The following is a 21325-nucleotide window of genomic DNA, read 5'->3' on the forward strand; positions in this document are numbered from 1 at the left end:
CTGCATGGATATCGGGATGATTCGTGGCCTGGGCACCGTCGTGGTGATGGTGGCCTTTATCGGCCTGGCGTTGTGGGTGTTCAGCCCACGGCGCAAGTCGGAGTTTGACGACGCGACCATGCTGCCCTTCGCGGATGACCCCGAAGCCATCAAGCACGTCGAGCAAGCGTCTAGGAGTAACAAAGAATGACTACGTTCTGGAGTCTGTACGTCACAGTCCTGAGCCTGGGTACCATCTTCGCCCTGACCTGGCTGCTGCTGTCGACCCGCAAGGGCCAGCGCAGCGAACAGACGGACGAGACCGTCGGCCACTCGTTCGACGGCATCGAGGAATACGACAACCCGCTGCCCAAATGGTGGTTCATGCTGTTCGTCGGCACCATCGTCTTTGCCCTTGGTTACTTGGTGCTGTACCCGGGCCTGGGCAACTGGAAGGGCCTGCTGCCGGGCTACAACTACCTCGATAATGACAAGCAAACCTCTTTCGCCAACGGCCAGACCGGCTGGACCGGTGTGCATGAGTGGGAAAAAGAAATGGCCAGGTCGGACGCCAAGTTCGGGCCGATCTTTGCCAAATTTGCCTCGATGCCCATTGAAGAAGTTGCCAAGGACCCGCAAGCCTTGAAGATGGGCGGCCGCCTGTTCGCCTCCAACTGCTCAGTGTGCCACGGCTCCGATGCCAAGGGCGCGTACGGCTTCCCCAACCTGACCGACGCCGACTGGCGCTGGGGCGGCGAGCCGGAGACCATCAAGCAAACCATCATGCAAGGCCGCCACGCGGTGATGCCAGGCTGGGCCGAAGTCATCGGCGAGCAAGGGGTGGCTGACGTCGCGGGCTTTGTGGTGACCAACCTCGACGGCCGCAAGCTTCCGGAAGGCGCCAAGGCCGACGTAGCCAACGGTGAGAAACTCTTCGCCGCCAACTGCGTGGCCTGCCACGGTCCGGCCGGTAAAGGCACGCCTGCAATGGGCGCGCCGGACCTGACTCATCCGGGGGCGTTTATCTACGGTTCGAGCTTTGCCCAGCTGCAGCAGACCATTCGCTATGGTCGCCAAGGCCAGATGCCGGCGCAGGAGCAACTGCAAGGGAACGATAAGGTGCATTTGCTGGCGGCTTATGTGTACAGCTTGTCCCATGGGGATAAGAAGGCCGAAGAACAGTAAAACCTCGAAAACAACAAAGCCCCGCGCAGTGAAAACTGGCGGGGCTTTTTTGTAGATGGCTGTTACAACTACCTGTTAATGCTAAGCAGCGGCCTTTATCGAGCGTCCGGGCCGGCAGTTCTTTCCTCATGTTCAGTGAACAGCGCATCCTGGTAATTATGGATATCCTGCCGATCAAACTTGCGGTTACTCTCACCTTTTTCGTCCAAGTCCAGGGAAGCCGCGAAGCCAGCGCGGTTGAGGACCTCAAGGACGAGGACCTGGTCCGCCAGGGTGAACTGGTTACCAGCCAAGCCCAAGGCTATGTACTGCAAATAATCCAGCGTCAAAAAACCCGGGGCTTCAGGGTCCACAAACCGCTCGAAGTTATCACCCAAGGTCCTGGCTAGCTCATACCGGTCCAGGCCGGCGTAAAGATTGGACATTTCACGCAACGTTGCACGTGTCTCGCTGGCAGGCAGGGGCGCAGGGCCTGGAACGTTATAAGTCGCAGGATTCGGAACGATAATCACGTGGTCACCTTACTGGTATGTAATCCCACTCCCACCATGGGCATTGGGTGATAAATGAGTGTTCATTTTCGTCGTTCCAGTTCCAGCCCATGCGTACAAGCCTACAGGGTGCTAAAAGGCGACCCCTGCCTGTTCTATCAAAATACTACTGTTCTAAAAAGCGCCCGCCGTGCGTTACGCAATGGCGCATGATAGATATCCAACTGCTCTAAAGTGCGCCTATCAATGATGCCATTCAAATTCTCCAAATCGACTTTATTAAAAACATTCATGCTATCAAGCTTACTCAAAAGACCGGGCATTATAAAAATCATTTTGGCCAGTTCAATGTTGTCGGCTGAGATGCCAGATTTACGCCCGCTGACAATATCCATCAGCGTACCCACCGTAATAGTTCCCGGGGAGCTGGGCTCTTCAAACACATTGAAATTACGCAATAGCCTTTCCACTACCTCGCCCTCTATCACCTTGGAATCCTGAGGTACCAGATTCCCCCCAAACGATGGCTGAGTGCGAAAACTTTCTAGCGTATTCGCGTAATGTGGCACACCATGATCGGGAGCCGGCAGCCCCAACGGCAAGTCGGCCAACCCAGTTAAATTAGCTGACAGCCGAGCAGCGTCATCAATAATCATTTAACACCTCAACTAAAATAATTTAGCCCATCGCACTCGATGGACAGTGAATTAGTTAAAACCCCCACCAAACAGTTCCGCCAGAAAAACGAGAACCTGTAAGCGTGTTTGTATCCATTAAACCGAGAACGTCCGTGGTGGACGAAGTTCAAACACAGGTACAAGTTAATTAAAAGCATCAACCGCAACCAGTGCGCATTGTAAGTGCTGGAAATTTCGCTGATGAACTGCATACATATTGAATGTGTCAGGCCAAACCGACGAACGTGATGCGCTGACCGCCGCCAAAGCGCTGCTTCGTGGGCATCACACGCAACGTCAACGACCTCAGCTTCAGGGGGATACCGATTAATCCATAGACGAATGACATGCCTGCCTGCAAAAAGCGTCCATACTTTACAAGTCAATTGATCCAGATCACGTACACCATCAATTGATTTCTCCCAACGCGACCAAAGGTCGCACCCCTTACATACCCTCGGGGGCGTATCATCAGGCCACTGCAACACCCCCCAATTTGACCCCGGCTGGCACGTACTGGCCGAGGCAAATCTCCACCGCCGTGGGATGCAATGATGAGCAACCAGATACCGGTACACGACGTTACCCCGCCTGCCAAAAACGCGAGCAACAGCGTCGACCTCTACGCCTCGCGAGAGAAAATCTACACCCGCGCCTTCACCGGGCTGTTCCGTAATTTGCGCATGCTCGGTGGCGCCGGCTTGTTCCTGCTCTACTTCGGCACGGTGTGGCTGAATTGGGGCGGCCACCAGGCTGTGTGGTGGAACCTGCCGGAGCGTAAGTTCTTCATTTTTGGCGCGACATTCTGGCCCCAGGATTTCATCCTGCTCTCGGGCATCCTGATCGTTGCGGCCTTCGGGCTGTTCTTTATCACCGTGTACGCCGGGCGTGTGTGGTGTGGCTATACCTGCCCGCAAAGCGTGTGGACCTGGATCTTCATGTGGTGCGAAAAGGTCACCGAAGGCGACCGCAACCAGCGCATCAAGCTGGACAAGGCACCCATGGGCGCCAACAAGTTCCTGCGCAAGTTCAGCAAGCACACTCTGTGGCTGTTGATCGGCTTCGCCACTGGCATGACCTTCGTCGGCTATTTTTCGCCGATCCGCGAGCTGGTGTTCGACTTCTTCACTGGCCAGGCCGACGGCTGGTCGTATTTCTGGGTGGGCTTCTTCACCCTCGCCACCTACGGCAACGCGGGCTGGCTGCGCGAACAGGTGTGCATCTACATGTGCCCGTATGCGCGCTTCCAGAGCGTGATGTTCGACAAAGACACCTTGATCGTTTCCTACGACCCACGCCGTGGCGAAGTACGCGGCCCGCGCAAAAAAGGCGTCGACTACAAGGCCCAGGGCCTGGGCGATTGCATCGACTGCACCATGTGCGTACAGGTGTGCCCGACCGGTATCGATATCCGCGACGGCCTGCAAATCGAGTGCATTGGTTGCGCCGCCTGTATCGATGCCTGCGACACCATCATGGACAAGATGGAATACCCCCGCGGGTTGATCAGCTACACCACCGAGCACAACCTGTCCGGGCAGAAGACGAATAAGCTGCGCCCACGGTTGATCGGCTACGCGCTCGTGCTGCTGGCAATGATCAGCCTGCTGGTCGGCGCATTTTTCATGCGCTCGCTGGTCGGCTTCGATGTCAGCAAGGACCGCGTGCTGTACCGCGAAAACGCCGAAGGGCGCATCGAGAACGTCTACAGCCTGAAGATCATGAACAAGGACCAGCGCGACCACACCTACGTGCTCGACGCCGCCGGCCTGCCGGACCTCAAGCTGCAAGGCCGACGCGAAATCAAGGTAGCTGCCGGCGATATCGTCAGCATGCCGGTAGAGCTGTCGAGTGCGCCGGAGCAGTTGCCGTCGAGCACCAACGAGGTGACGTTCATCCTCAAGGACGCCGATGACACCAGCGTTCATATTGAAGCCAAGAGCCGATTCATCGGCCCACAAGTCCGTTAACAGGGAATAGAACCAATGTCCTCAGCCACTGCCGCAAGCCCTTGGTACAAGCACCTCTGGCCCTGGATCATCATTGCGATCCTGGCCTGCTCGGTGACCCTGACCTTGTCCATGGTGACCATCGCGGTGAACAACCCGGACAACCTGGTCAACGACAACTACTACGAGGCCGGCAAAGGCATCAACCGCTCCCTGGACCGCGAACGACTGGCGCAGACCCTGCAATTGCGCGCCAGGCTGCATCTGGATGAACTGACCGGCGAAGTCGAACTGCAACTGACCGGCAACAGCGGCCCGGCGACCCTGGAACTGAACCTGATTTCCCCAACCCAGCCGGAGAAGGATCGCAAGATCGTCCTGGCCCGTAGTGACACTGGGCAGGGCCGCTATATCGGCCAGGTCGCCGACAAGGTCGAAGGCCGGCGCTTCGTGGAATTGCTCGGCGTCGAAGGTGACCAGACCTGGCGGATGTTCGAAGAGGAAGAGGTCAGCCATGACAAGGACTTGCTGCTGGGTGACGAGCCGTTGCAGGGTGCCGAAGACCTGAAGCAGTAAAAAAAGCCGCGCTACGCGCATCGCGGGCAAGCCCGCTCCCACAGGAGAACGCAACCGAATGTGGGAGCCGGGCTTGCCCGCGATGAGGCCCTCCCAGCCACCAAAGACCTTGAACCATGACCACCCCCTGCTACCACTGCGCCCTGCCCGTCCCCGCCGGCAGCCGGTTTACCGCCCAGATCCTCGGCGAGCGCCGCGAACTGTGCTGCCCGGGCTGCCAGGCGGTCGCCGAAGCCATCGTTGCCGGTGGGTTGGAAAGCTATTACCAGCACCGCAGCGAAGCCTCGGCCAACCCTGAGGCATTACCGGTGCAACTGGTGGATGAGCTGGCGCTGTACGACCGCGCCGATGTGCAAAAACCCTTTGTGCGCCACGAAGGCGACCTTGCCGAAGCCACCCTGTTGATGGAAGGCATCAGCTGCGCCGCCTGCGGCTGGCTGATCGAGAAGCACCTGCGCAGCCTGCCCGCCGTAGCCGAGGCCCGGCTGAACCTGTCCAACCACCGCCTGCAGGTACGCTGGGCCGATGGGCAATTGCCGTTGAGCCAACTGCTCAGCGAACTGCGCCATATCGGCTACGCCGCCCACCCTTACCACGCCGACCGCGCCGCCGAGCAATTGGCCAGCGAGAACCGCCTGGCCCTGCGCCAACTGGGCGTCGCCGGCTTGCTGTGGTTCCAGGCGATGATGGCAACCATGGCCACCTGGCCGGAATTCAATATCGACCTGAGCCCGGAGCTGCATGTGATCCTGCGCTGGGTCGCGATGTTTCTGACCACGCCCATTGTGTTCTACAGCTGCGCACCGTTCTTCAAGGGCGCCCTGCGCGACTTGCGCACGCGCCACCTGACCATGGACGTGTCGGTGTCCCTGGCGATTGGCGGCGCCTACGTGGCGGGCATCTGGACGGCGATCACCGGTGTGGGCGAATTGTATTTCGATGCGGTGGGCATGTTTGCGCTGTTCCTGCTGGCTGGGCGTTACCTAGAGCGTCGCGCCCGGGAACGCACCGCAGCGGCCACCGCTCAGTTGGTCAACCTGTTGCCTGCCTCCTGCCTGCGCCTGAAAAATGACGGCCAGAGCGAACGCATCCTGCTCAGTGAGTTGGCGCTGGGTGATCGCGTGTTGGTGCACCCCGGTGCGGTGCTGCCGGCGGATGGCGTGATTCTCGACGGCCAATCCAGCATCGATGAATCCCTGCTGACCGGCGAGTACCTGCCACAACCCCGGGGGATTGGTGACAGCGTCACCGCTGGCACTCTGAATGTCGAAGGCGCGCTGAGCGTCGAAGTGCGCGCCCTGGGCCATGACACACGGTTGTCCGCCATCGTGCGCCTGCTGGAGCGCGCCCAGGCTGAGAAGCCCCGCCTGGCGCAGATCGCCGACCGCGCCGCGCAGTGGTTCCTGCTGTGCTCGTTGATAGCCGCCGCGCTGATCGGCCTGCTGTGGTGGGAGCTGGACCCATCCCGGGCGTTCTGGATTGTATTGGCGATGCTGGTGGCCACGTGCCCGTGCGCGCTGTCCCTCGCCACGCCGACCGCCCTCACTGCTGCCACCGGCACCTTGCACACTCTTGGGTTGCTATTGACTCGTGGCCATGTGCTTGAGGGCCTGAACCAGATCGATACAGTGATTTTCGACAAGACCGGCACCCTCACCGAAGGGCGCCTGGCGTTGCGCGCCATCCGGCCCCTGGGCGCGCTGGACAGCGACCAATGCCTGAGCCTCGCGGCCGCCCTGGAGAACCGCTCGGAACACCCGATTGCCCGCGCCTTTGGGCGTGCGCCGCTGGCCGCCGACGAAGTGCTCAGTTCCCCCGGCCTAGGCTTGGAAGGTCGCGTGGGTGAGCGGCACTTGCGTATCGGCCAACCAGCGTTTGTCTGCGCGCTCAGTGGTTGCGCGATGCCGGCGGCGCCGGATGAAGCCGGGCAATGGCTGCTGCTGGGCGATCGTAACGGCGCACTCGCCTGGTTCGTGCTGGACGACCGCCTGCGCAGCGATGCACCGGCCTTGTTGGCCGCCTGCAAGGCGCGCGGTTGGCGTACGCTGTTGCTCTCGGGGGACAGTTCGCCGATGGTCGCCAGTGTCGCCCTTGAGCTGGGCATCGACGAAGCCCACGGTGGCCTGCGCCCTGACGACAAGCTGCGGGTGCTACAGAATCTGCACAAGGAAGGTCGCAAAGTGCTGATGCTCGGCGATGGCGTCAACGATGTGCCGGTGCTGGCCGCCGCTGATATCAGCGTAGCCATGGGCTCGGCCACGGACTTGGCGAAAACCAGTGCCGACGCGGTGCTGTTGTCCAACCACCTGGATGCCTTGGTGCAGGCCTTCAGCCTGGCGCGACGCACTCGTCGGGTAATCATTGAGAACCTGCTGTGGGCCGGGCTGTACAATGGCCTTATGCTGCCGTTTGCCGCCCTGGGCTGGATCACCCCGATCTGGGCGGCGATCGGCATGTCCCTCAGCTCATTGACCGTGGTGCTCAACGCCTTGCGCCTGACTCGCCTGCCGAGCGCGCCAGCCACCGGCACCACCTTGATAACCCGCCCGCTGCCGGCCTGAGCCGCGTGGGCATGGAGTGCAGATGCCAGCTCTATACGTGATGATTCCGGCGGCGCTGCTGTTAGTGGGTGTGGCGATCTACATCTTCTTCTGGGCCGTGGACAGTGGCCAGTACGAGGACCTCGATGGCCCGGCCCACAGCGTGTTGTTCGACGATCAGGATCCGAATCACCTGGCCGCCGTCGACGAAGCCAACGGCCCCGAGCAACCGCCCAAAGCCCCACCCCATGCTTGAGCTGGCGCCCCTGCTGGTCTCGGCGCTGATCCTTGGCCTGCTCGGCGGCGGCCATTGCCTGGGCATGTGCGGCGGGCTGATGGGCGCGCTGACCCTGGCGATCCCCAAGGAGCAACGCAGCCGCCGCTTTCGCTTGCTGCTGGCGTACAACCTGGGGCGCATCCTCAGCTATGCCTCGGCGGGGTTATTGATTGGCCTGGCCGGCTGGGCAGTGGCCAACAGCCCGGCGGCGATGTTCATGCGCGTGCTCGCCGGGCTGCTGCTGATCTGCATGGGCCTGTACCTGGCCGGCTGGTGGAGCGGCCTGACCCGTATCGAAAGCCTCGGACGTGGCCTGTGGCGGCATATACAGCCTGTTGCCAACCGTTTGCTGCCGGTATCCAGCCTGCCGCGCGCCTTGCTGCTGGGCGCGTTGTGGGGCTGGTTGCCGTGCGGGTTGGTCTACAGCACCCTGCTCTGGGCGGCGAGCCAGGGCAATGCGCTGGACAGTGCATTACTGATGCTGGCCTTCGGGCTGGGCACCTGGCCGGTGCTGCTCGCCACCGGGTTGGCGGCCGAACGCGTGACCGCGTTATTGCGCAAGCGCAGCGTGCGTGTCGCCGGGGGCGTGCTGGTAATGATCTTCGGTATCTGGACGCTGCCGGGCCCGCATCAGCACTGGCTAATGGGGCATTAAAGGCCATGTGGCATAGCGCCGCTCCCCGTTGATGCAAATCAAGATGCCTGCCCAGCCCTGCCCCTAGACTCGGCCCACTAGCCATTCCCGGGGACCGCCCGCATGCTCGACGCCATTCGTTGGGACACAGATCTGATTCACCGCTACGACTTGGCGGGGCCGCGCTACACGTCCTACCCCACCGCCGTACAATTTGACAGCCAGGTCGGCACCTTTGACCTGCTCCACGCGCTACGTGACAGCCGCAAGGCCGTGCGGCCCTTGTCGCTATATGTGCACGTGCCGTTCTGCGCCAACATTTGCTACTACTGCGCCTGCAACAAGGTCATCACCAAGGACCGCGGCCGCGCCCAGGCCTACCTGCAACGCCTGGAGCAGGAAATCCAGCTGGTGGCCTGTCACCTCGACCCCAAGCAAACGGTTGAGCAGCTGCATCTGGGCGGCGGTACGCCCACTTTTCTCAGTCACGACGAACTTCGCCAGGTGATGGCCTGCCTGCGCCAACATTTCAATTTGCTGGATGACGATTCAGGCGACTACGGTATTGAAATCGATCCACGCGAAGCCGACTGGGCCACCATGGGCCTGCTGCGCGAGCTGGGCTTCAACCGCGTAAGCATCGGCCTGCAAGACCTCGATCCCGACGTACAACGGGCGGTCAATCGCCTGCAAAGCCTGGAAGAAACCCGCGCGGTGATCGACGCGGCACGCACCCTGCAATTTCGCTCGATCAATATCGACCTGATCTACGGCTTGCCCAAGCAGTCTCCGCTGAATTTTGCGCGCACCGTGGAGGAAGTCATCCGTTTGCAGCCGGACCGCCTGTCCGTATTCAACTACGCGCACCTGCCAGAACGCTTCATGCCGCAACGGCGGATCAACATCGACGACCTGCCCTCGCCGGCTGAGAAACTGCTGATGCTGCAAACCACCATCGAGCAATTGACCCAGGCCGGCTACCGCTATATCGGCATGGACCACTTTGCCTTGCCAGACGACGAATTGGCCATTGCCCAGGAAGAAGGCAGGTTGCAGCGTAACTTCCAGGGTTACACCACCCACGGGCATTGCGACTTGATTGGGCTTGGAGTGTCGGCGATCAGCCAGGTCGGCGACCTGTACTGTCAAAACAGCAGTGATCTGAACCAGTACCAGAATGCCCTGGCGGGCGCGCAGCTGGCGACCAGCCGTGGACTGGTCTGTACCACGGACGATCGTCTGCGCCGGGACGTGATCCAGCAGTTGATCTGCAATTTCAGCCTGGTATTCGAAGGGATCGAACAGACCTACAACATCGATTTTCGCGGTTATTTCACCGAGCTATGGCCGCAACTGGAGACGATGGCGACCGATGGCTTGATCGAGCTGGATGCCCTGGGCATTCGTGTGCTGCCGGCCGGGCGCTTGTTGGTGCGCTCGGTGTGCATGGTGTTCGATGCCTATCTGGAGCACCAGAACAGGCAGCGATTTTCGCGGGTCATCTGACGGTGGTTACTTCATCGCCAGCCCGGCAGTCTTGATCGCATCGGCGCCGCTCATGTCTTTCATGGCTTTGGCCAGCGACGCCTGAGCGCTGGTCAACCCGGCCTGCAGTGCGCTCAACGCCGATTGCAGGCCCGAAAGCCGGGCACGTGCCTGTTCCGGCGAGAGGTTTTTATCAGCCATCACCGCCGCCATCTCAGCCTGTTTCTCGGCAATCTGTTTCTTGATCTCGCGAATCATCTTCAGCAGATTCTTGACGTTGTCCGCCAGGCCACTGTCATCGATATCACTGTTTGAGGTTTTCTCCGCCGCTGCAGCTTTCATCGCGGCACCAGAAATGGTCACTGAAACGGCAGGCTTGGCTGCATCCGTCGACGGGATCGCGGCAACATCGGAGTCTACCGCCTTCTTGGCTTCGGGCAGTGCCTGGACCTGGGTGCGCGAGGCGAGTTGAGTACTGAGGGATAACATGGTTTGAGCCACCCGCGTTCATATTCGATGGCAGTGCTATCGGCCGCCTCGGGCAAACCTTTATATTCCGCCAGGTTTTTTGTACATGCTGGCTTCGGTGCCCCCCAGTGCGTTACCCTTACGTCTTATGTGTGTTTTCCCACAAGGATTTAAGAAATGTCTGAGCCAGCCAAACTGCGCGCTCACAGCCAGGTTCACTGCAAGGATTGCAGCCTGGCTCCCCTCTGCCTGCCACTTTCGCTGAATCTGGAAGACATGGATGCGCTGGACGACATCGTGAAACGCGGGCGCCCGCTAAAAAAAGGCGAGTTCCTGTTTCGCCAGGGCGACAAGTTCGATTCGGTCTATGCAGTACGTTCGGGCGCGTTGAAGACATTCAGCCTAAGCGATGGCGGTGAAGAACAAATCACTGGCTTCCACTTGCCCAGCGAGTTGGTCGGGCTGTCGGGGATGGACACCGAGGTTCACCCGGTGTCGGCCCAAGCGCTGGAGACGACCTCGGTGTGCGAAATCCCTTTCGAACGCCTTGATGAATTGGCCCTGCAATTGCCGCAGTTGCGTCGCCAGCTGATGCGCGTGATGAGCCGCGAGATTCGTGACGACCAGCAAATGATGCTGCTGCTGTCGAAGAAAACCGCCGACGAGCGCATCGCTACATTCCTGGTCAACCTGTCGGCGCGCTTCCGTGCCCGTGGTTTCTCGGCCAACCAGTTCCGCCTGAGCATGTCGCGCAATGAAATCGGCAATTACCTGGGGCTGGCCGTAGAGACCGTGTCCCGCGTATTTACCCGCTTCCAGCAGAACCAGCTGATTGCCGCCGAGGGCAAGGAAGTGCATATCCTTGATCCGATCCAGCTGTGCGCACTGGCCGGCGGTTCACTGGAGGTCTGATCCAGACTGCGGCCGCGCCAATCGGCGAGGCCGCAGGTATACTTCGAGTCCGTTTTCCGCCCAGGACTCTGCGACGATGACTTTCGATTCGTTCGACATCAAATCCCTGATTCGCCCCGTCATCGACTTCCCCAAGCCTGGGGTTATCTTTCGTGACATCACTCCCCTGTTCCAATCGCCCCGCGCCCTGCGCATGGTCGCCGACAGCTTTGCCCAGCGCTATGTCGAAGCCGATTTCACGCATATCGGTGCGATGGATGCCCGCGGTTTCCTGATCGGTTCGATCATCGCCTACCAGCTCAACAAGCCGCTGATCCTGTTTCGCAAGCAAGGCAAGCTGCCGGCGGATGTGCTGGCCGAGGGTTACCAGACCGAATACGGCGAAGCCTTCCTGGAAGTGCACGCCGACAGCCTGTGCGAAGGGGATTCGGTGCTGATGTTCGATGACCTGATCGCCACTGGCGGGACCCTGATTGCCGCAGCGAATCTGGTGCGGCGCATGGGCGCGAAGATCTTTGAAGCCGCGGCGATTATTGATTTGCCTGAGCTGGGTGGGTCGCAGCGGTTGGAAGACATGGGGATTCCGACGTTTTGCCTGACGCAGTTTGGGTTGACTGAAAGGTAGTCTTTGTCAGGACTGGCCTCATCGGGAGCAAGCCCCCTCCCACATTTTGACTTGTGAACACAATCAAGAATGTGGGAGGGGGCTTGCTCCCGATGGGGCCCGAAAGAACACCGCCGGTCAAAGCCCCATCTGCTTGCTGATGATTTCGTTCATCACCTCCCGCGTCCCCCCACCAATCGACAGAATCCGATTATCCCGATACAGCCGCTCCACCAGGCTGCCACGCATATACCCCTGCCCACCCAATATCTGCACTGCGTCATAGGTCACCCGATCAGCCGTGTCAGTGGCCAGGTTCTTGGCCATGGAAATCTCCTTGATCACGCTCTTGCCAGCGGCCATCCTGGCGGCCTGGCGATAGGTGAACTCCCGGGAGACTTCCACGGCGGTGGCCATTTCCGCCAGCCGATGCTTGAGCACCTGGAATTTGCCGATGGGCTTGCCGAATGCTTCGCGCTGGGCGGCCCACTTGAGGCTCTCCTCCAGGGCCAGTTGCGCGGTCATGTTAGCCATCAAGGCCAGGGCCAGGCGCTCGCTCTGGAAATTGCCCATGATGCAGGCAAAGCCCATATTTTCAGCGCCGATAAGGTTGCCGGCGGGTACGCGGCAATCGTCGAAGAACAGTTCGGCGGTGTCCGACGCCCACCAGCCCATCTTTTTCAGCGGCTGGCCGACAGTGAACCCGGGCGTGTCTTTCTCAATCATCAGCAGGCTGATGCCGCCAAAGCCCGGGCCGCCGGTGCGCACCGCCACGGTATAAAAATCGGCACGGATGCCACTGGTGATAAAGGTCTTGGTGCCGCTCACTCGGTAATCTTCGCCCTCGCGTACGGCACGGGTCTGCAGGTTGGCCACATCCGAGCCGCCGCTGGGTTCGGTGACGGCCAGCGCAATGATCTTCTCGCCGCTCAGCACCTGGGGCGCCACGCGCTCACGTACTTCGGGCCTGGCCCATTTGACGATGGGCGGCAGGCCGATATCCAGGGAGCCCAGCCCCGCCACCACACCACCGGAACCACAGCGCATCAACTCTTCGCTGGCGGCCACCTTGGCGAACAGATCGCCTTCATGGCTGCCGCCTAGTGATTCCGGATAACCAATCCCCAGAATGCCCGCCGCGCCCGCCTTGAGATAGAGCTCGCGGGGAAAGCTCTCAGCCTCCTCCCATTGCTCAATACCCGGCAACATTTCGCGCTCGACAAAACGGCGCACGCTGTCGCGGACCAACTGGTGGCTGGGATCGAAGTATTCCTGATAGGCAGACATCGGCAAGCTCCATGGCGAGATGGAGCGAACTTACCAAGCGCTTGCTTGGTTATCAAGCCATACACAGTTATCACTGACACCACAAAACTACTGTGGGAGGGGGCTTGCTCCCGATAGCGGTGGATCAGCCAATAACTCTGTCGACTGACACACAGCAATCGGGAGCAAGCCCCCTCCCACATTTGATCCTGCTGCGGATGTTAGAGCGCGATCGGCTTGCGACCCGCGAACGAGTGGGCCAAGGTGCCACCATCGACCAGCTCCAACTCGCCACCCAACGGTACACCATGGGCAATACGCGAGGTGATCAAACCTTTATTGGTCAACAACTGGGCAATGTAATGCGCCGTGGCTTCACCTTCCACGGTCGGGTTGGTCGCCAGGATCACTTCGGTAAAAGTGCCCTGCGCTTCAATTCGTGCGACCAGTTGCGGAATACCGATAGCCTCCGGCCCCAGCCCGTCCAGCGGCGAAAGATGGCCCTTGAGCACGAAGTAGCGTCCGCGATAACCGGTCTGCTCCACCGCATACACATCCATCGGCCCTTCCACCACGCACAGCAAGGTGTCGTCACGGCGTGGGTCGGCGCATTGCGGGCAGAGCTCTTCTTCGGTGAGGGTGCGGCATTGGCGGCAGTGGCCCACGCCTTCCATGGCCTGGCTCAGGGCCTGGGCCAGGCGGGTGCCGCCGCTGCGATCACGCTCCAGCAGTTGCAGGGCCATGCGCTGGGCAGTTTTCTGGCCGACACCGGGCAGCGTGCGCAAGGCGTCGATCAGTTGGCGAATCAGGGGGCTGAAGCTCATGGGCGAAGGGTCCGACAAAACAACGAGACGCGGTTTATACCCGCGCCCCGGATTAGCGTCAAATACTCAATCCTGCGCGACGCGCACCACCAACTTGCCGAAGTTGCGCCCCTCGAGCAAGCCGATAAAGGCTTCGGGCGCCTGCTCCAGGCCATCGACCACGTCCTCGCGGAACTTGATCTTGCCATCGCGCACCCACGGCGCCATGGCGCTGAGGAACTCCGGCTGGCGGTCGCCATAGTCGTCGAACACGATAAAACCCTGGATACGCACGCGCTTGGTCAGCAAGGTACGCTGCAGCGCCGGCAAGCGATCAGGGCCGCTGGGCGCTTCGTGGGCGTTGTAACCGGCAATCAACCCGCACAGCGGCACGCGCGCCTTGGGGTTGAGCAGAGGCAGCACCGCATCGAAGACTTTACCGCCGACATTTTCAAAATAGATGTCCACGCCTTTGAAACAGGCCAGCGCCAGTTCCTGGGCAAAGTCCGCGCTCTTGTGGTCGATACAGGCATCAAAGCCCAGCTCATCCACCACATAGCGGCACTTGTCCGCACCACCGGCGATGCCCACCACACGCAAGCCCTTGAGCTTGGCCACCTGGCCCACCACCGAGCCCACCGCGCCGGACGCAGCGGCCACCACCAGGGTTTCCCCGGCCTTGGGCTGGCCGATGTCCATCAGGCCCATGTAGGCGGTCATGCCCGGCATGCCCAGCACACCCAACGCCATCGACGGACTCGCCAGGCCCTTGGGCACTGGCATGAGGTTGCTCCCATCGCAAATGCAGTGGCTTTGCCAGCCGGTTGCACCCACCACCAGGTCGCCTACCTCAAATTTCGGGTGACGTGATTGCTCGACACGGCTGACAGCACCACCGGTCATTACCTCGTCGATTTCCACGGGCGCGGCGTAGGACGGTGCGTCGCTCATGCGCCCACGCATATAGGGGTCCAGCGACAGATACAGCGTCTTCAACAACACCTGACCGTCTGCCAGCTCCGGCAGGCTCACACGTTCCAGGCGAAAGTTCTCCGGCGTGGGTGCGCCTTGAGGGCGTGAGACCAGGACGATGCGTTGGTTGAGCGTCATTTCTTGAGGCATCAGCGGGGCTCCTGTTATCGATGAGAATTCAACGGTATAAGGTGCAGACCATGGGTAACGGGTTGGGGTTCGATGTTTCGTCGGCCCAAAAAAAATGCCAGGCGCAATGCCCGGCATTTGAATCTAGCCAAAGTCTGTATCAGAACGGCAGCTTCATGCCCGGTGGCAATTGCATGCCAGCGGTCACGCCGGACATTTTGTCCTGGCTGTTGGCTTCGATCTTGCGCACGGCGTCGTTGACGGCCGCGGCGAACAAGTCTTCGAGCACTTCGCGGTCGTCGTCGCTGACGCCTTCCAGCAGGCTCGGGTCGATGCTCACGCGCTTGATGTCGTGACGACCGGTCATCACCACGCTGACCATATCGCCACCGGCTTTACCGGTGACTTCGGCGTTGGCCAGTTCTTCCTGCATCTTGGCCATCTTTTCCTGCATCTGCTGCGCCTGCTTCATCAGGCCGGCCATGCCACCTTTCATCATGGGAATCACCTCAAAAGTACGTGGATCAAGTTAGTAGCCCGGAATCATGACGCCTGGGACACCGGGGCTTCGACAGGTTCAATAGTATCGTGACGGACGACCGCACCGAACTGTTGCATCATTTGTTGGATCAGCGGATCAGCGTGGATCGAATCCTCGGCCTCGCGTTGACGGTTAAGGCGTCGACGAGTCGCCGCCTGGGCCGGAGTTTCCTGCTCGGGCTTGATCAGCTCGATGGCGATGGTCAGCGTGCGCCCATGGTACTGGTTGAGCGCATCGTTGAGCCGACGCTGCTGGGTGGCATTGAACAAGGCGCTATGGGCCGGGTCCAGGTGCAACAGCCAGTGGTCGCCCTCGATGGAAATCAGGGTGCAGTTGGCGGCGATACTGCCGGTCATGCCGGAGATCGGCAATTTCGGAAACAATTCCAGCCATTGCAGGGCCAGGCCGGTGGCCGGGGCCGCAGCCGGTTCTGCCTCGGGCTCGGGCGCTGGCTCGGCGGTGTGCTCACTGGCCAATTCGTCCAGGTAGCTGTAGGCCGAGTCCATGTCCGGCTCGATGTAGTCTTCATCCAGCGGCGGTTCATCGTCCAGGTCAATGCCTGGGGTTGCAGCCTCGACCTGGGCGACCGTCGGCTCGGGGACCGGTGCCGACACCCATTCAGGGGCATCCGGCACGACGCTGTCCGGGGTCGGCGCCGGCATCGGCGTCAGCTCGGGCTGCTCGCCGGCGGTTTCCAGCACGGGCTCCACGGCGGGTTGTTGCTCAGGCTCTGGCTCGGCTTCGACCGGGTCATTCCAGGGCAGGTCGACCACAGGCTCTGGCTCGACAACCGGCGCAGGTTCAACCACAGGCGCTGCTGCAACCGGCTCAGGCTCAGGCTCAGGCGTCGGCGCAACCGGTACGGGTGCAGCGACTACTGACGCGACAGCTGCCGCGCCAGCCACTGGTTTGGCGGAATCAACTGTGGCCTGGCTGATCCCCACTGGCTTTAGCGGCTGTCTCGGTGCGTCTGCCGAATCCGCCGGCCGGAACGCCAGCATACGCAGCAGCACCATTTCAAAGCCGCCGCGCGGGTCCGGCGCCAGGGGCAGGTCCCGGCGGCCAATCAGGCCCATCTGGTAGTAGAACTGCACATCCTCGGCCGGCAAGGCCTGGGCCAGGGCCAATACGCGATCGCGGTCGCCATGGCCGTTGTCGACGCCTTCCGGCAGGGCCTGGGCGATGGCGACGCGGTGCAGCACATTGAGGATCTCCGAGAGCACGCCGTTCCAATCCGGGCCTTGCTCCGAGAGGTGGCGCACCGCTTCGAGCAGCGCCTTGGCGTCGCCTTCAATCAGCGCATGAAGCACATCAAATACCTGGCCGTGGTCCAGGGTGCCGAGCATGGCGCGCACATCGGCAGCCATGACCTTGCCTTCGCCGAACGCGATGGCCTGGTCGGTGAGGCTCATGGCGTCACGCATCGAACCGTCGGCGGCGCGGCCCAACAACCACAGCGCGTCGTCTTCGAACGGTACGTTCTCGACGCCCAGCACGTGGGTCAAATGCTCGACCACGCGCTCGGGGGTCATGTTTTTCAGGGAGAATTGCAGGCACCGCGACAAAATCGTTGCAGGAAGTTTCTGCGGGTCGGTGGTGGCCAGGATGAACTTAACGTAGGGCGGCGGCTCTTCCAGGGTTTTCAACAGGGCGTTGAAGGAGTGGCTGGACAGCATGTGCACTTCGTCGATCAGGTAGACCTTGAAGCGGCCACGGCTCGGTGCGTACTGCACATTGTCGAGCAGCTCGCGGGTGTCTTCGACCTTGGTGCGGCTCGCGGCGTCGATCTCGATCAGGTCGACAAAACGCCCCTCGTCGATCTCGCGGCATACCGAACAGGTGCCGCAAGGCGTTGAAGTGATACCGGTTTCACAATTCAGGCACTTGGCGATGATGCGCGCAATCGTGGTCTTGCCCACCCCGCGGGTACCGGTGAACAGGTAGGCGTGGTGCAGCCGTTGGCTGTCCAAGGCATTGATCAGAGCCTTGAGCACATGGGTCTGGCCGACCATTTCGCGGAACGAGCGCGGGCGCCATTTACGTGCAAGAACCTGATAACTCATCGAAAACCGTCGCAACTGGGAAGCGGAAGCCGGTAATGCTAGCGGAGCAAGGGGGAAATTGCATCCGGCACGCTCGTCTAATCTGACGAAGGTCGCACGATTGGCCCCACAGCGGGCTTTTGCGCACGTCCTGCATGAACGATTGAACGCCAGTGGCCCTCCAGACTAATGGCGGCCACGCTGGCCAGCACGATCACCGCGCCCAGCACCACCTGCAGGGCCACATGCTCGCCGAGCAGCATTGCGGCCATCACCATGGCCACCGGTGGGATCAGGTACATCGCCACCGAAGCACGGCTGACCTCGACATGCTTCAACACATACCCCCAGGCCAGGTAGGCCAAGGCGCTGGGAAAAATGCCCAGTACCAGCACCGCAAAATTCTCCGGTAACGGTGCCTGTACGATGGCGGCGGGCAGGCCCGGCAGGTTCACGCAAAGCATCAAGGTGCCAGACCACACCATGTAGCACGCCAGGGTCAGCGGGCTGTAGCGATGGGCGTAATGCCGCGCGATGGCGAAATACACACTCCACGAGCACGCCGCCAGCAGGATCAGCAAGCCCCGAGGGTCGATGTCGCCCACGCCGTGGTCGCCCCAGATCACCACCAGCACGCCGGCCAGGCCCAATAGCACACAGGCCCAGCGCCAGGCACTGACCCGTTCCTTCAAGCAGAAAAACGCGATCAACACACTGAATAACGGCGCCGACTGTGCCAACACGCTGGACGCCGCCGCCGTCACCCATTGCTGACCGCTATTGATGCTGGTGTGGTGCAGGAACACCCCAAAGAAACCCAAGACCAGCAGCCAGGGAAGATCGCGCACCTGCGGGCGGCCGATACCGACCACCACCGCCACGCCCCCCATGAATACCGATGCAATCAGGAACCGCAGCAACGCCAATTGACCGGGGCTGTAGCTGTGCAGCCCCATGTGCACGCCAATCGGCGAATAGGCCCAACAGAGGATGACGCTGGCAATGACTAGCGTAAGCTTTAGAGGTGACGGGGTATTCATCGACGGCATCCACGCATTGAGAAGGCATGCCGTCAGTCTTGGCCCAGGCCGGGCCTAGGACAATTAAGTGTTTCTGACTTCTGAAATCACGGGAACTGAGCAATGGAACTGGCCCAACTGAAAATGGTGCGCGCCGTGGCACAAACCGGCAGCGTGGCCCAGGCTGCCTTGCAGTTGCACTGTGTGCCGTCCAACATCACCACGCGCATCAAGCAGCTGGAAAACGAGTTGGGCACGCCGCTGTTTATCCGCGCCGGCCGCGGGTTGGCGATCAGTGCTGCGGGTGAGATCTTCCTGGATTACTGTGAACGCATCCTGGCGCTGGTGGATGAGTCCAAACGTGCGGTGGATGCCAACGCCATTCCCCGTGGCACCTTGCGCATCGGTGCGGTGGAATCCAGCGCCAGCGGTCGCCTGCCACCCCTGCTGGCGGAATATCACCGACGTTACCCCGAGGTCAGCCTGGAACTGGTCACCGGCGCCTGGGCGCAATTGCTCGACGACCTGCAACACCATCGCCTGGATGTGGCCCTGGTGGCCGCCGGTGGCAAACGTACAAAGCTGGAGCAGAGTGTGGTCTACAGCGAGCGCCTGGTGTTGATTGCCAGCGCCTCCAGTGCACCTATCAACAGCGCCGAGGACCTGGCCGGCCGCACGCTGCTGGTATGGCCGCCAGGCTGCCCCTATCGCGCCGCCCTGGAAAACTGGCTCAAGCCCCATGACTTCAAGCCGGCGATTGCCAGCTACGCCAGTTGGGGCACAATCATCGGCTGCGTCAGCGCGGGGATTGGCGTGGCGCTAGCGCCCGAGGGCATTCTGGCGCGCTATGAGCAGGCCAATCAGCTGGCGTCCTATCGGTTCGACGAACTGGCGGCGGTGGACAACCTGCTGTTTTGGCACAAGGACACCCAGCGACACCTGGCACGGGATGCATTCGCCGGGCTACTGCGCGAGACCTTTGGCTGACACATTCCTAAATGTGGGAGGGGGCTTGCTCCCGATAGCGGTGGGTCAATCAATATAGGTGCTAGCTGACCCTTCCTCATCGGGAGCAAGCCCCCTCCCACATTTCAGAGCTTCTCAGAGCTTCGGCGCAACCAACCGTGCGTACTGGCCCTGGCTGATCCACCCCGTGAACGAACGGTCGTCAGCATTGATAAACTCCACCTGCGCCCAGCCATCCTTGAACGCCAGCACACCCACCACATCATCCTTGACGATGTAGGGACGCTTGGCGGCCTTCGCACCCGGGGTTTTCAACAGGTAAGCCTTGTCGGCGGATACGGTCACCAGGCCGATCCACTTTTTGCTGGCGGTCTGGGTCAGGTCCAGGCCGGTGGCGATTTCCGGCATCAGCACGTTGATACAGCCGGGGTGTTGACGGCCCTGCTCCACCGTCAGGATCACGCCGTCGGACGCCACAGCCACACTGCCAGGGTAGGCGGCGTCCAGCCAGGTGGTCAGCGCCTCAGGCTTGCCTTGCAGGTAGAAGCTGCAACGGCGGCTCACGCCCTCGCCCATCGCCTCGGCGTAGAAACCCTCGACCTGATGCCCAGGCGTTACCGCCAGCATCAACCCTTCGTACTTGCCCGAATGCAAGGTTGGCGAGCCAGCCAGTGCCGACGCCACCGTGCATAACGACAACACGCCCATCGCCAGAAAACGAATCATCTTATTTCTTCCCTTCAAAGGCTTCGTAGGCTTGTTTCATCAGCACGTCATAGTTGCCGTAGTCATCGCCGTTATAGTTGCGGGCCATGGCTGTGAAATCCTTGTTTTTCATCGCACTCATCAACGCCGTGCTCTTGCTGCAAAAGCTGATGTAGGCCTTGAGTTGATTACCGGCGTTCACTTTCAACGCTGCGACTAACTCAAACACCGTCTTGAAACCGCAGGATGCGAAGTTGAATCCCATGACCTGAAACATGCCCCAGGACGCCGACATCAATGCCGCCTCCTGGTCCAGGGCGAATGCGGTAGCCATGGTTTCCCAGGCCTTGACCTGGTCCTTGTTATTGGTCTGCCACTGCGGCCCGGCTTTTTTCTTGTAGACATACGACAGCAGCGGGTGCGACTGGTCGTAGATGTGATTGGTGTACTTGCGAAAGTGGTGCCCTTCGAAGGCGATGATCGGTAACTTTGCCGGCCCGAAACCCACCTTCCCGCCCGACTCCACGGTCGCAAAAGCCTTGACCACATTTGTCGAAATGCCGTTGCCCAGTTGCTTGGCGGCATTCTGGAAATCCGTATCGCTGAGCGTTGTGCCGCCGTCACAGGTGGCCTGGAGCATTAACTGGCGGTTGCGCCGCTCGGCCTCGATCACTGCACGCACCTGGCTCAGGTAGACGTTGACCGTGGCTTGCACCGCATCGACGTTGTTATTGCCCAATGCGTTGAGAAAGCTCGGAATGCGCATGGCCGGGAAGGCCCTCACGGGCACCTTCACCGCTTCTTCGATCAAGCTGTTGAACGTGCGCCCCGTGGGGTCGATCACACCATCGGGATGGGCGTATTTGAGATGGCGGAACTGATACTGGCTGATGCATTGCACCAACTGGCCGTCGCACTTGCCGTTTTCCTGCAAGGCAAAGCCCATCTTGGGAATGATCAAGTTAAATAGGTACTGGATGCACTGAACATCGGCGGGCAAGTTGCGGGCTTTACCGGGAGCGCCTACTGAAGCACTGATAAGACGAGGCAACCCTTGCAGGCTCTTCATGACAGACATCCTTGTGAGTGAAAGAAGTGATAGCAC

Annotated in this window: 22 protein-coding genes; 11 read left to right on the top strand and 11 right to left on the bottom strand. The window is 60.8% G+C overall.

Annotated elements, in window-relative coordinates:
• The first annotated feature begins 4 nt into the window (after positions 1-4).
• Both ASD70_RS03135 and ccoP read left to right on the top strand, forming a co-directional pair.
• On the top strand, positions 5-190 hold the full coding sequence (locus tag ASD70_RS03135) for a CcoQ/FixQ family Cbb3-type cytochrome c oxidase assembly chaperone (RefSeq protein WP_003193169.1): 186 nt from the start codon (positions 5-7) through the stop codon (positions 188-190).
• On the top strand, positions 187-1164 hold the full coding sequence (gene ccoP, locus ASD70_RS03140; RefSeq protein ID WP_056845629.1) for a cytochrome-c oxidase, cbb3-type subunit III: 978 nt from the start codon (positions 187-189) through the stop codon (positions 1162-1164). Before ASD70_RS03135 ends, ccoP begins: the two co-directional genes overlap by 4 nt.
• 95 nt (positions 1165-1259) lie before the next feature.
• Here the strand turns inward: ccoP and ASD70_RS03145 are convergent, their stop codons facing one another.
• Both ASD70_RS03145 and ASD70_RS03150 read right to left on the bottom strand, forming a co-directional pair.
• The gene (locus ASD70_RS03145; protein ID WP_124401521.1) at positions 1260-1676 is read right to left on the bottom strand and encodes a hypothetical protein; all 417 of its coding nucleotides are present in this window, start codon (positions 1674-1676) and stop codon (positions 1260-1262) included.
• Positions 1677-1813: 137 nt separating this feature from the next.
• Positions 1814-2311 carry a hypothetical protein gene (locus ASD70_RS03150; RefSeq protein ID WP_056845630.1) on the bottom strand — a complete coding sequence of 166 codons (498 nt, stop codon included), beginning with the start codon at positions 2309-2311 and terminating at the stop codon, positions 1814-1816.
• A gap of 575 nt (positions 2312-2886) precedes the next feature.
• Between ASD70_RS03150 and ccoG the strand changes: the two genes are divergently transcribed.
• The 6 genes from ccoG to hemN all read left to right on the top strand — a co-directional run bounded on the left by ccoG (position 2887) and on the right by hemN (position 9814).
• Positions 2887-4302 carry a cytochrome c oxidase accessory protein CcoG gene (gene ccoG / locus ASD70_RS03155; protein WP_046071701.1) on the top strand — a complete coding sequence of 472 codons (1416 nt, stop codon included), beginning with the start codon at positions 2887-2889 and terminating at the stop codon, positions 4300-4302.
• A 15-nt stretch (positions 4303-4317) separates the two neighbouring features.
• Positions 4318-4857 (top strand): FixH family protein, encoded by a 540-nt coding sequence (locus tag ASD70_RS03160; protein ID WP_046071700.1) that lies wholly within the window; start codon positions 4318-4320, stop codon positions 4855-4857.
• Between the two features lie 116 nt (positions 4858-4973).
• Positions 4974-7418: a heavy metal translocating P-type ATPase gene (locus ASD70_RS03165; protein WP_056845631.1), complete on the top strand. Its 2445-nt coding sequence runs from the start codon at positions 4974-4976 to the stop codon at positions 7416-7418.
• 22 nt (positions 7419-7440) lie between these two features.
• On the top strand, positions 7441-7653 hold the full coding sequence (gene ccoS, locus ASD70_RS03170) for a cbb3-type cytochrome oxidase assembly protein CcoS (RefSeq protein ID WP_056845632.1): 213 nt from the start codon (positions 7441-7443) through the stop codon (positions 7651-7653).
• The gene (locus ASD70_RS03175) at positions 7646-8329 is read left to right on the top strand and encodes a sulfite exporter TauE/SafE family protein (RefSeq protein WP_056845633.1); all 684 of its coding nucleotides are present in this window, start codon (positions 7646-7648) and stop codon (positions 8327-8329) included. The genes ccoS and ASD70_RS03175 overlap by 8 nt, the downstream gene beginning before the upstream one ends.
• A gap of 102 nt (positions 8330-8431) precedes the next feature.
• Complete coding sequence (hemN, locus tag ASD70_RS03180) at positions 8432-9814, top strand: oxygen-independent coproporphyrinogen III oxidase (RefSeq protein ID WP_046071696.1); 1383 nt, start codon at positions 8432-8434, stop codon at positions 9812-9814.
• Positions 9815-9820: 6 nt separating this feature from the next.
• Here the strand turns inward: hemN and ASD70_RS03185 are convergent, their stop codons facing one another.
• A complete protein-coding gene (locus ASD70_RS03185; protein WP_056845634.1) occupies positions 9821-10282 on the bottom strand; it encodes a VCBS domain-containing protein in 462 nt (153 codons plus the stop codon).
• A 156-nt stretch (positions 10283-10438) separates the two neighbouring features.
• On the opposite strand from ASD70_RS03185, the gene fnr reads away from it, so the two are divergent.
• Both fnr and ASD70_RS03195 read left to right on the top strand, forming a co-directional pair.
• Positions 10439-11173: a fumarate/nitrate reduction transcriptional regulator Fnr gene (fnr, locus tag ASD70_RS03190; protein WP_046071695.1), complete on the top strand. Its 735-nt coding sequence runs from the start codon at positions 10439-10441 to the stop codon at positions 11171-11173.
• Positions 11174-11249: 76 nt separating this feature from the next.
• Positions 11250-11798 carry an adenine phosphoribosyltransferase gene (locus ASD70_RS03195; RefSeq protein ID WP_056845635.1) on the top strand — a complete coding sequence of 183 codons (549 nt, stop codon included), beginning with the start codon at positions 11250-11252 and terminating at the stop codon, positions 11796-11798.
• A 117-nt stretch (positions 11799-11915) separates the two neighbouring features.
• Here the strand turns inward: ASD70_RS03195 and ASD70_RS03200 are convergent, their stop codons facing one another.
• From ASD70_RS03200 to ASD70_RS03225, 6 genes are all read right to left on the bottom strand, one after another.
• Complete coding sequence (locus ASD70_RS03200; protein WP_056845636.1) at positions 11916-13064, bottom strand: acyl-CoA dehydrogenase family protein; 1149 nt, start codon at positions 13062-13064, stop codon at positions 11916-11918.
• Between the two features lie 200 nt (positions 13065-13264).
• The gene (recR, locus tag ASD70_RS03205) at positions 13265-13867 is read right to left on the bottom strand and encodes a recombination mediator RecR (protein ID WP_043047046.1); all 603 of its coding nucleotides are present in this window, start codon (positions 13865-13867) and stop codon (positions 13265-13267) included.
• A gap of 66 nt (positions 13868-13933) precedes the next feature.
• Entirely contained in the window at positions 13934-14968 is a 1035-nt protein-coding gene (locus tag ASD70_RS03210; protein WP_056845637.1) for an NADP-dependent oxidoreductase, read from the bottom strand.
• 139 nt (positions 14969-15107) lie between these two features.
• Positions 15108-15446 (bottom strand): YbaB/EbfC family nucleoid-associated protein, encoded by a 339-nt coding sequence (locus tag ASD70_RS03215; RefSeq protein WP_017527493.1) that lies wholly within the window; start codon positions 15444-15446, stop codon positions 15108-15110.
• Between the two features lie 44 nt (positions 15447-15490).
• Positions 15491-17551: a DNA polymerase III subunit gamma/tau gene (gene dnaX / locus ASD70_RS03220; protein WP_056845638.1), complete on the bottom strand. Its 2061-nt coding sequence runs from the start codon at positions 17549-17551 to the stop codon at positions 15491-15493.
• 77 nt (positions 17552-17628) lie between these two features.
• The gene (locus ASD70_RS03225; RefSeq protein ID WP_056845639.1) at positions 17629-18570 is read right to left on the bottom strand and encodes a DMT family transporter; all 942 of its coding nucleotides are present in this window, start codon (positions 18568-18570) and stop codon (positions 17629-17631) included.
• A 102-nt stretch (positions 18571-18672) separates the two neighbouring features.
• Between ASD70_RS03225 and ASD70_RS03230 the strand changes: the two genes are divergently transcribed.
• Complete coding sequence (locus tag ASD70_RS03230; protein ID WP_046071689.1) at positions 18673-19536, top strand: LysR family transcriptional regulator; 864 nt, start codon at positions 18673-18675, stop codon at positions 19534-19536.
• 114 nt (positions 19537-19650) lie between these two features.
• Here ASD70_RS03230 and ASD70_RS03235 read toward each other — a convergent pair whose 3' ends face one another.
• Together ASD70_RS03235 and ASD70_RS03240 are read right to left on the bottom strand one after the other, a co-directional pair.
• Entirely contained in the window at positions 19651-20241 is a 591-nt protein-coding gene (locus ASD70_RS03235; RefSeq protein ID WP_046071688.1) for a hypothetical protein, read from the bottom strand.
• Between the two features lies 1 nt (position 20242).
• On the bottom strand, positions 20243-21289 hold the full coding sequence (locus tag ASD70_RS03240) for an N-acetylmuramidase family protein (protein WP_046071687.1): 1047 nt from the start codon (positions 21287-21289) through the stop codon (positions 20243-20245).
• Positions 21290-21325 lie beyond the last annotated feature (36 nt).

The sequence above is a fragment of the Pseudomonas sp. Root569 genome (assembly GCF_001427465.1).
Taxonomy (GTDB): Bacteria; Pseudomonadota; Gammaproteobacteria; order Pseudomonadales; family Pseudomonadaceae; genus Aquipseudomonas; species Aquipseudomonas synxantha.

What these genes read in the sequence shown, in the direction of transcription:
- ASD70_RS03135 (WP_003193169.1), top strand. Translation starts at nt 5, where the DNA reads ATGGATATCGGGATGATTCGTGGCCTGGGCACCGTCGTGGTGATGGTG.
- ccoP (WP_056845629.1), top strand. Translation starts at nt 187, where the DNA reads ATGACTACGTTCTGGAGTCTGTACGTCACAGTCCTGAGCCTGGGTACC.
- ASD70_RS03150 (WP_056845630.1), bottom strand. Translation starts at nt 2,311, where the DNA reads ATGATTATTGATGACGCTGCTCGGCTGTCAGCTAATTTAACTGGGTTG.
- ccoG (WP_046071701.1), top strand. Translation starts at nt 2,887, where the DNA reads ATGAGCAACCAGATACCGGTACACGACGTTACCCCGCCTGCCAAAAAC.
- ASD70_RS03160 (WP_046071700.1), top strand. Translation starts at nt 4,318, where the DNA reads ATGTCCTCAGCCACTGCCGCAAGCCCTTGGTACAAGCACCTCTGGCCC.
- ASD70_RS03165 (WP_056845631.1), top strand. Translation starts at nt 4,974, where the DNA reads ATGACCACCCCCTGCTACCACTGCGCCCTGCCCGTCCCCGCCGGCAGC.
- ccoS (WP_056845632.1), top strand. Translation starts at nt 7,441, where the DNA reads ATGCCAGCTCTATACGTGATGATTCCGGCGGCGCTGCTGTTAGTGGGT.
- ASD70_RS03175 (WP_056845633.1), top strand. Translation starts at nt 7,646, where the DNA reads ATGCTTGAGCTGGCGCCCCTGCTGGTCTCGGCGCTGATCCTTGGCCTG.
- hemN (WP_046071696.1), top strand. Translation starts at nt 8,432, where the DNA reads ATGCTCGACGCCATTCGTTGGGACACAGATCTGATTCACCGCTACGAC.
- ASD70_RS03185 (WP_056845634.1), bottom strand. Translation starts at nt 10,282, where the DNA reads ATGTTATCCCTCAGTACTCAACTCGCCTCGCGCACCCAGGTCCAGGCA.
- fnr (WP_046071695.1), top strand. Translation starts at nt 10,439, where the DNA reads ATGTCTGAGCCAGCCAAACTGCGCGCTCACAGCCAGGTTCACTGCAAG.
- ASD70_RS03195 (WP_056845635.1), top strand. Translation starts at nt 11,250, where the DNA reads ATGACTTTCGATTCGTTCGACATCAAATCCCTGATTCGCCCCGTCATC.
- ASD70_RS03200 (WP_056845636.1), bottom strand. Translation starts at nt 13,064, where the DNA reads ATGTCTGCCTATCAGGAATACTTCGATCCCAGCCACCAGTTGGTCCGC.
- recR (WP_043047046.1), bottom strand. Translation starts at nt 13,867, where the DNA reads ATGAGCTTCAGCCCCCTGATTCGCCAACTGATCGACGCCTTGCGCACG.
- ASD70_RS03210 (WP_056845637.1), bottom strand. Translation starts at nt 14,968, where the DNA reads ATGCCTCAAGAAATGACGCTCAACCAACGCATCGTCCTGGTCTCACGC.
- ASD70_RS03215 (WP_017527493.1), bottom strand. Translation starts at nt 15,446, where the DNA reads ATGATGAAAGGTGGCATGGCCGGCCTGATGAAGCAGGCGCAGCAGATG.
- dnaX (WP_056845638.1), bottom strand. Translation starts at nt 17,551, where the DNA reads ATGAGTTATCAGGTTCTTGCACGTAAATGGCGCCCGCGCTCGTTCCGC.
- ASD70_RS03225 (WP_056845639.1), bottom strand. Translation starts at nt 18,570, where the DNA reads ATGAATACCCCGTCACCTCTAAAGCTTACGCTAGTCATTGCCAGCGTC.
- ASD70_RS03230 (WP_046071689.1), top strand. Translation starts at nt 18,673, where the DNA reads ATGGAACTGGCCCAACTGAAAATGGTGCGCGCCGTGGCACAAACCGGC.
- ASD70_RS03235 (WP_046071688.1), bottom strand. Translation starts at nt 20,241, where the DNA reads ATGATTCGTTTTCTGGCGATGGGCGTGTTGTCGTTATGCACGGTGGCG.
- ASD70_RS03240 (WP_046071687.1), bottom strand. Translation starts at nt 21,289, where the DNA reads ATGAAGAGCCTGCAAGGGTTGCCTCGTCTTATCAGTGCTTCAGTAGGC.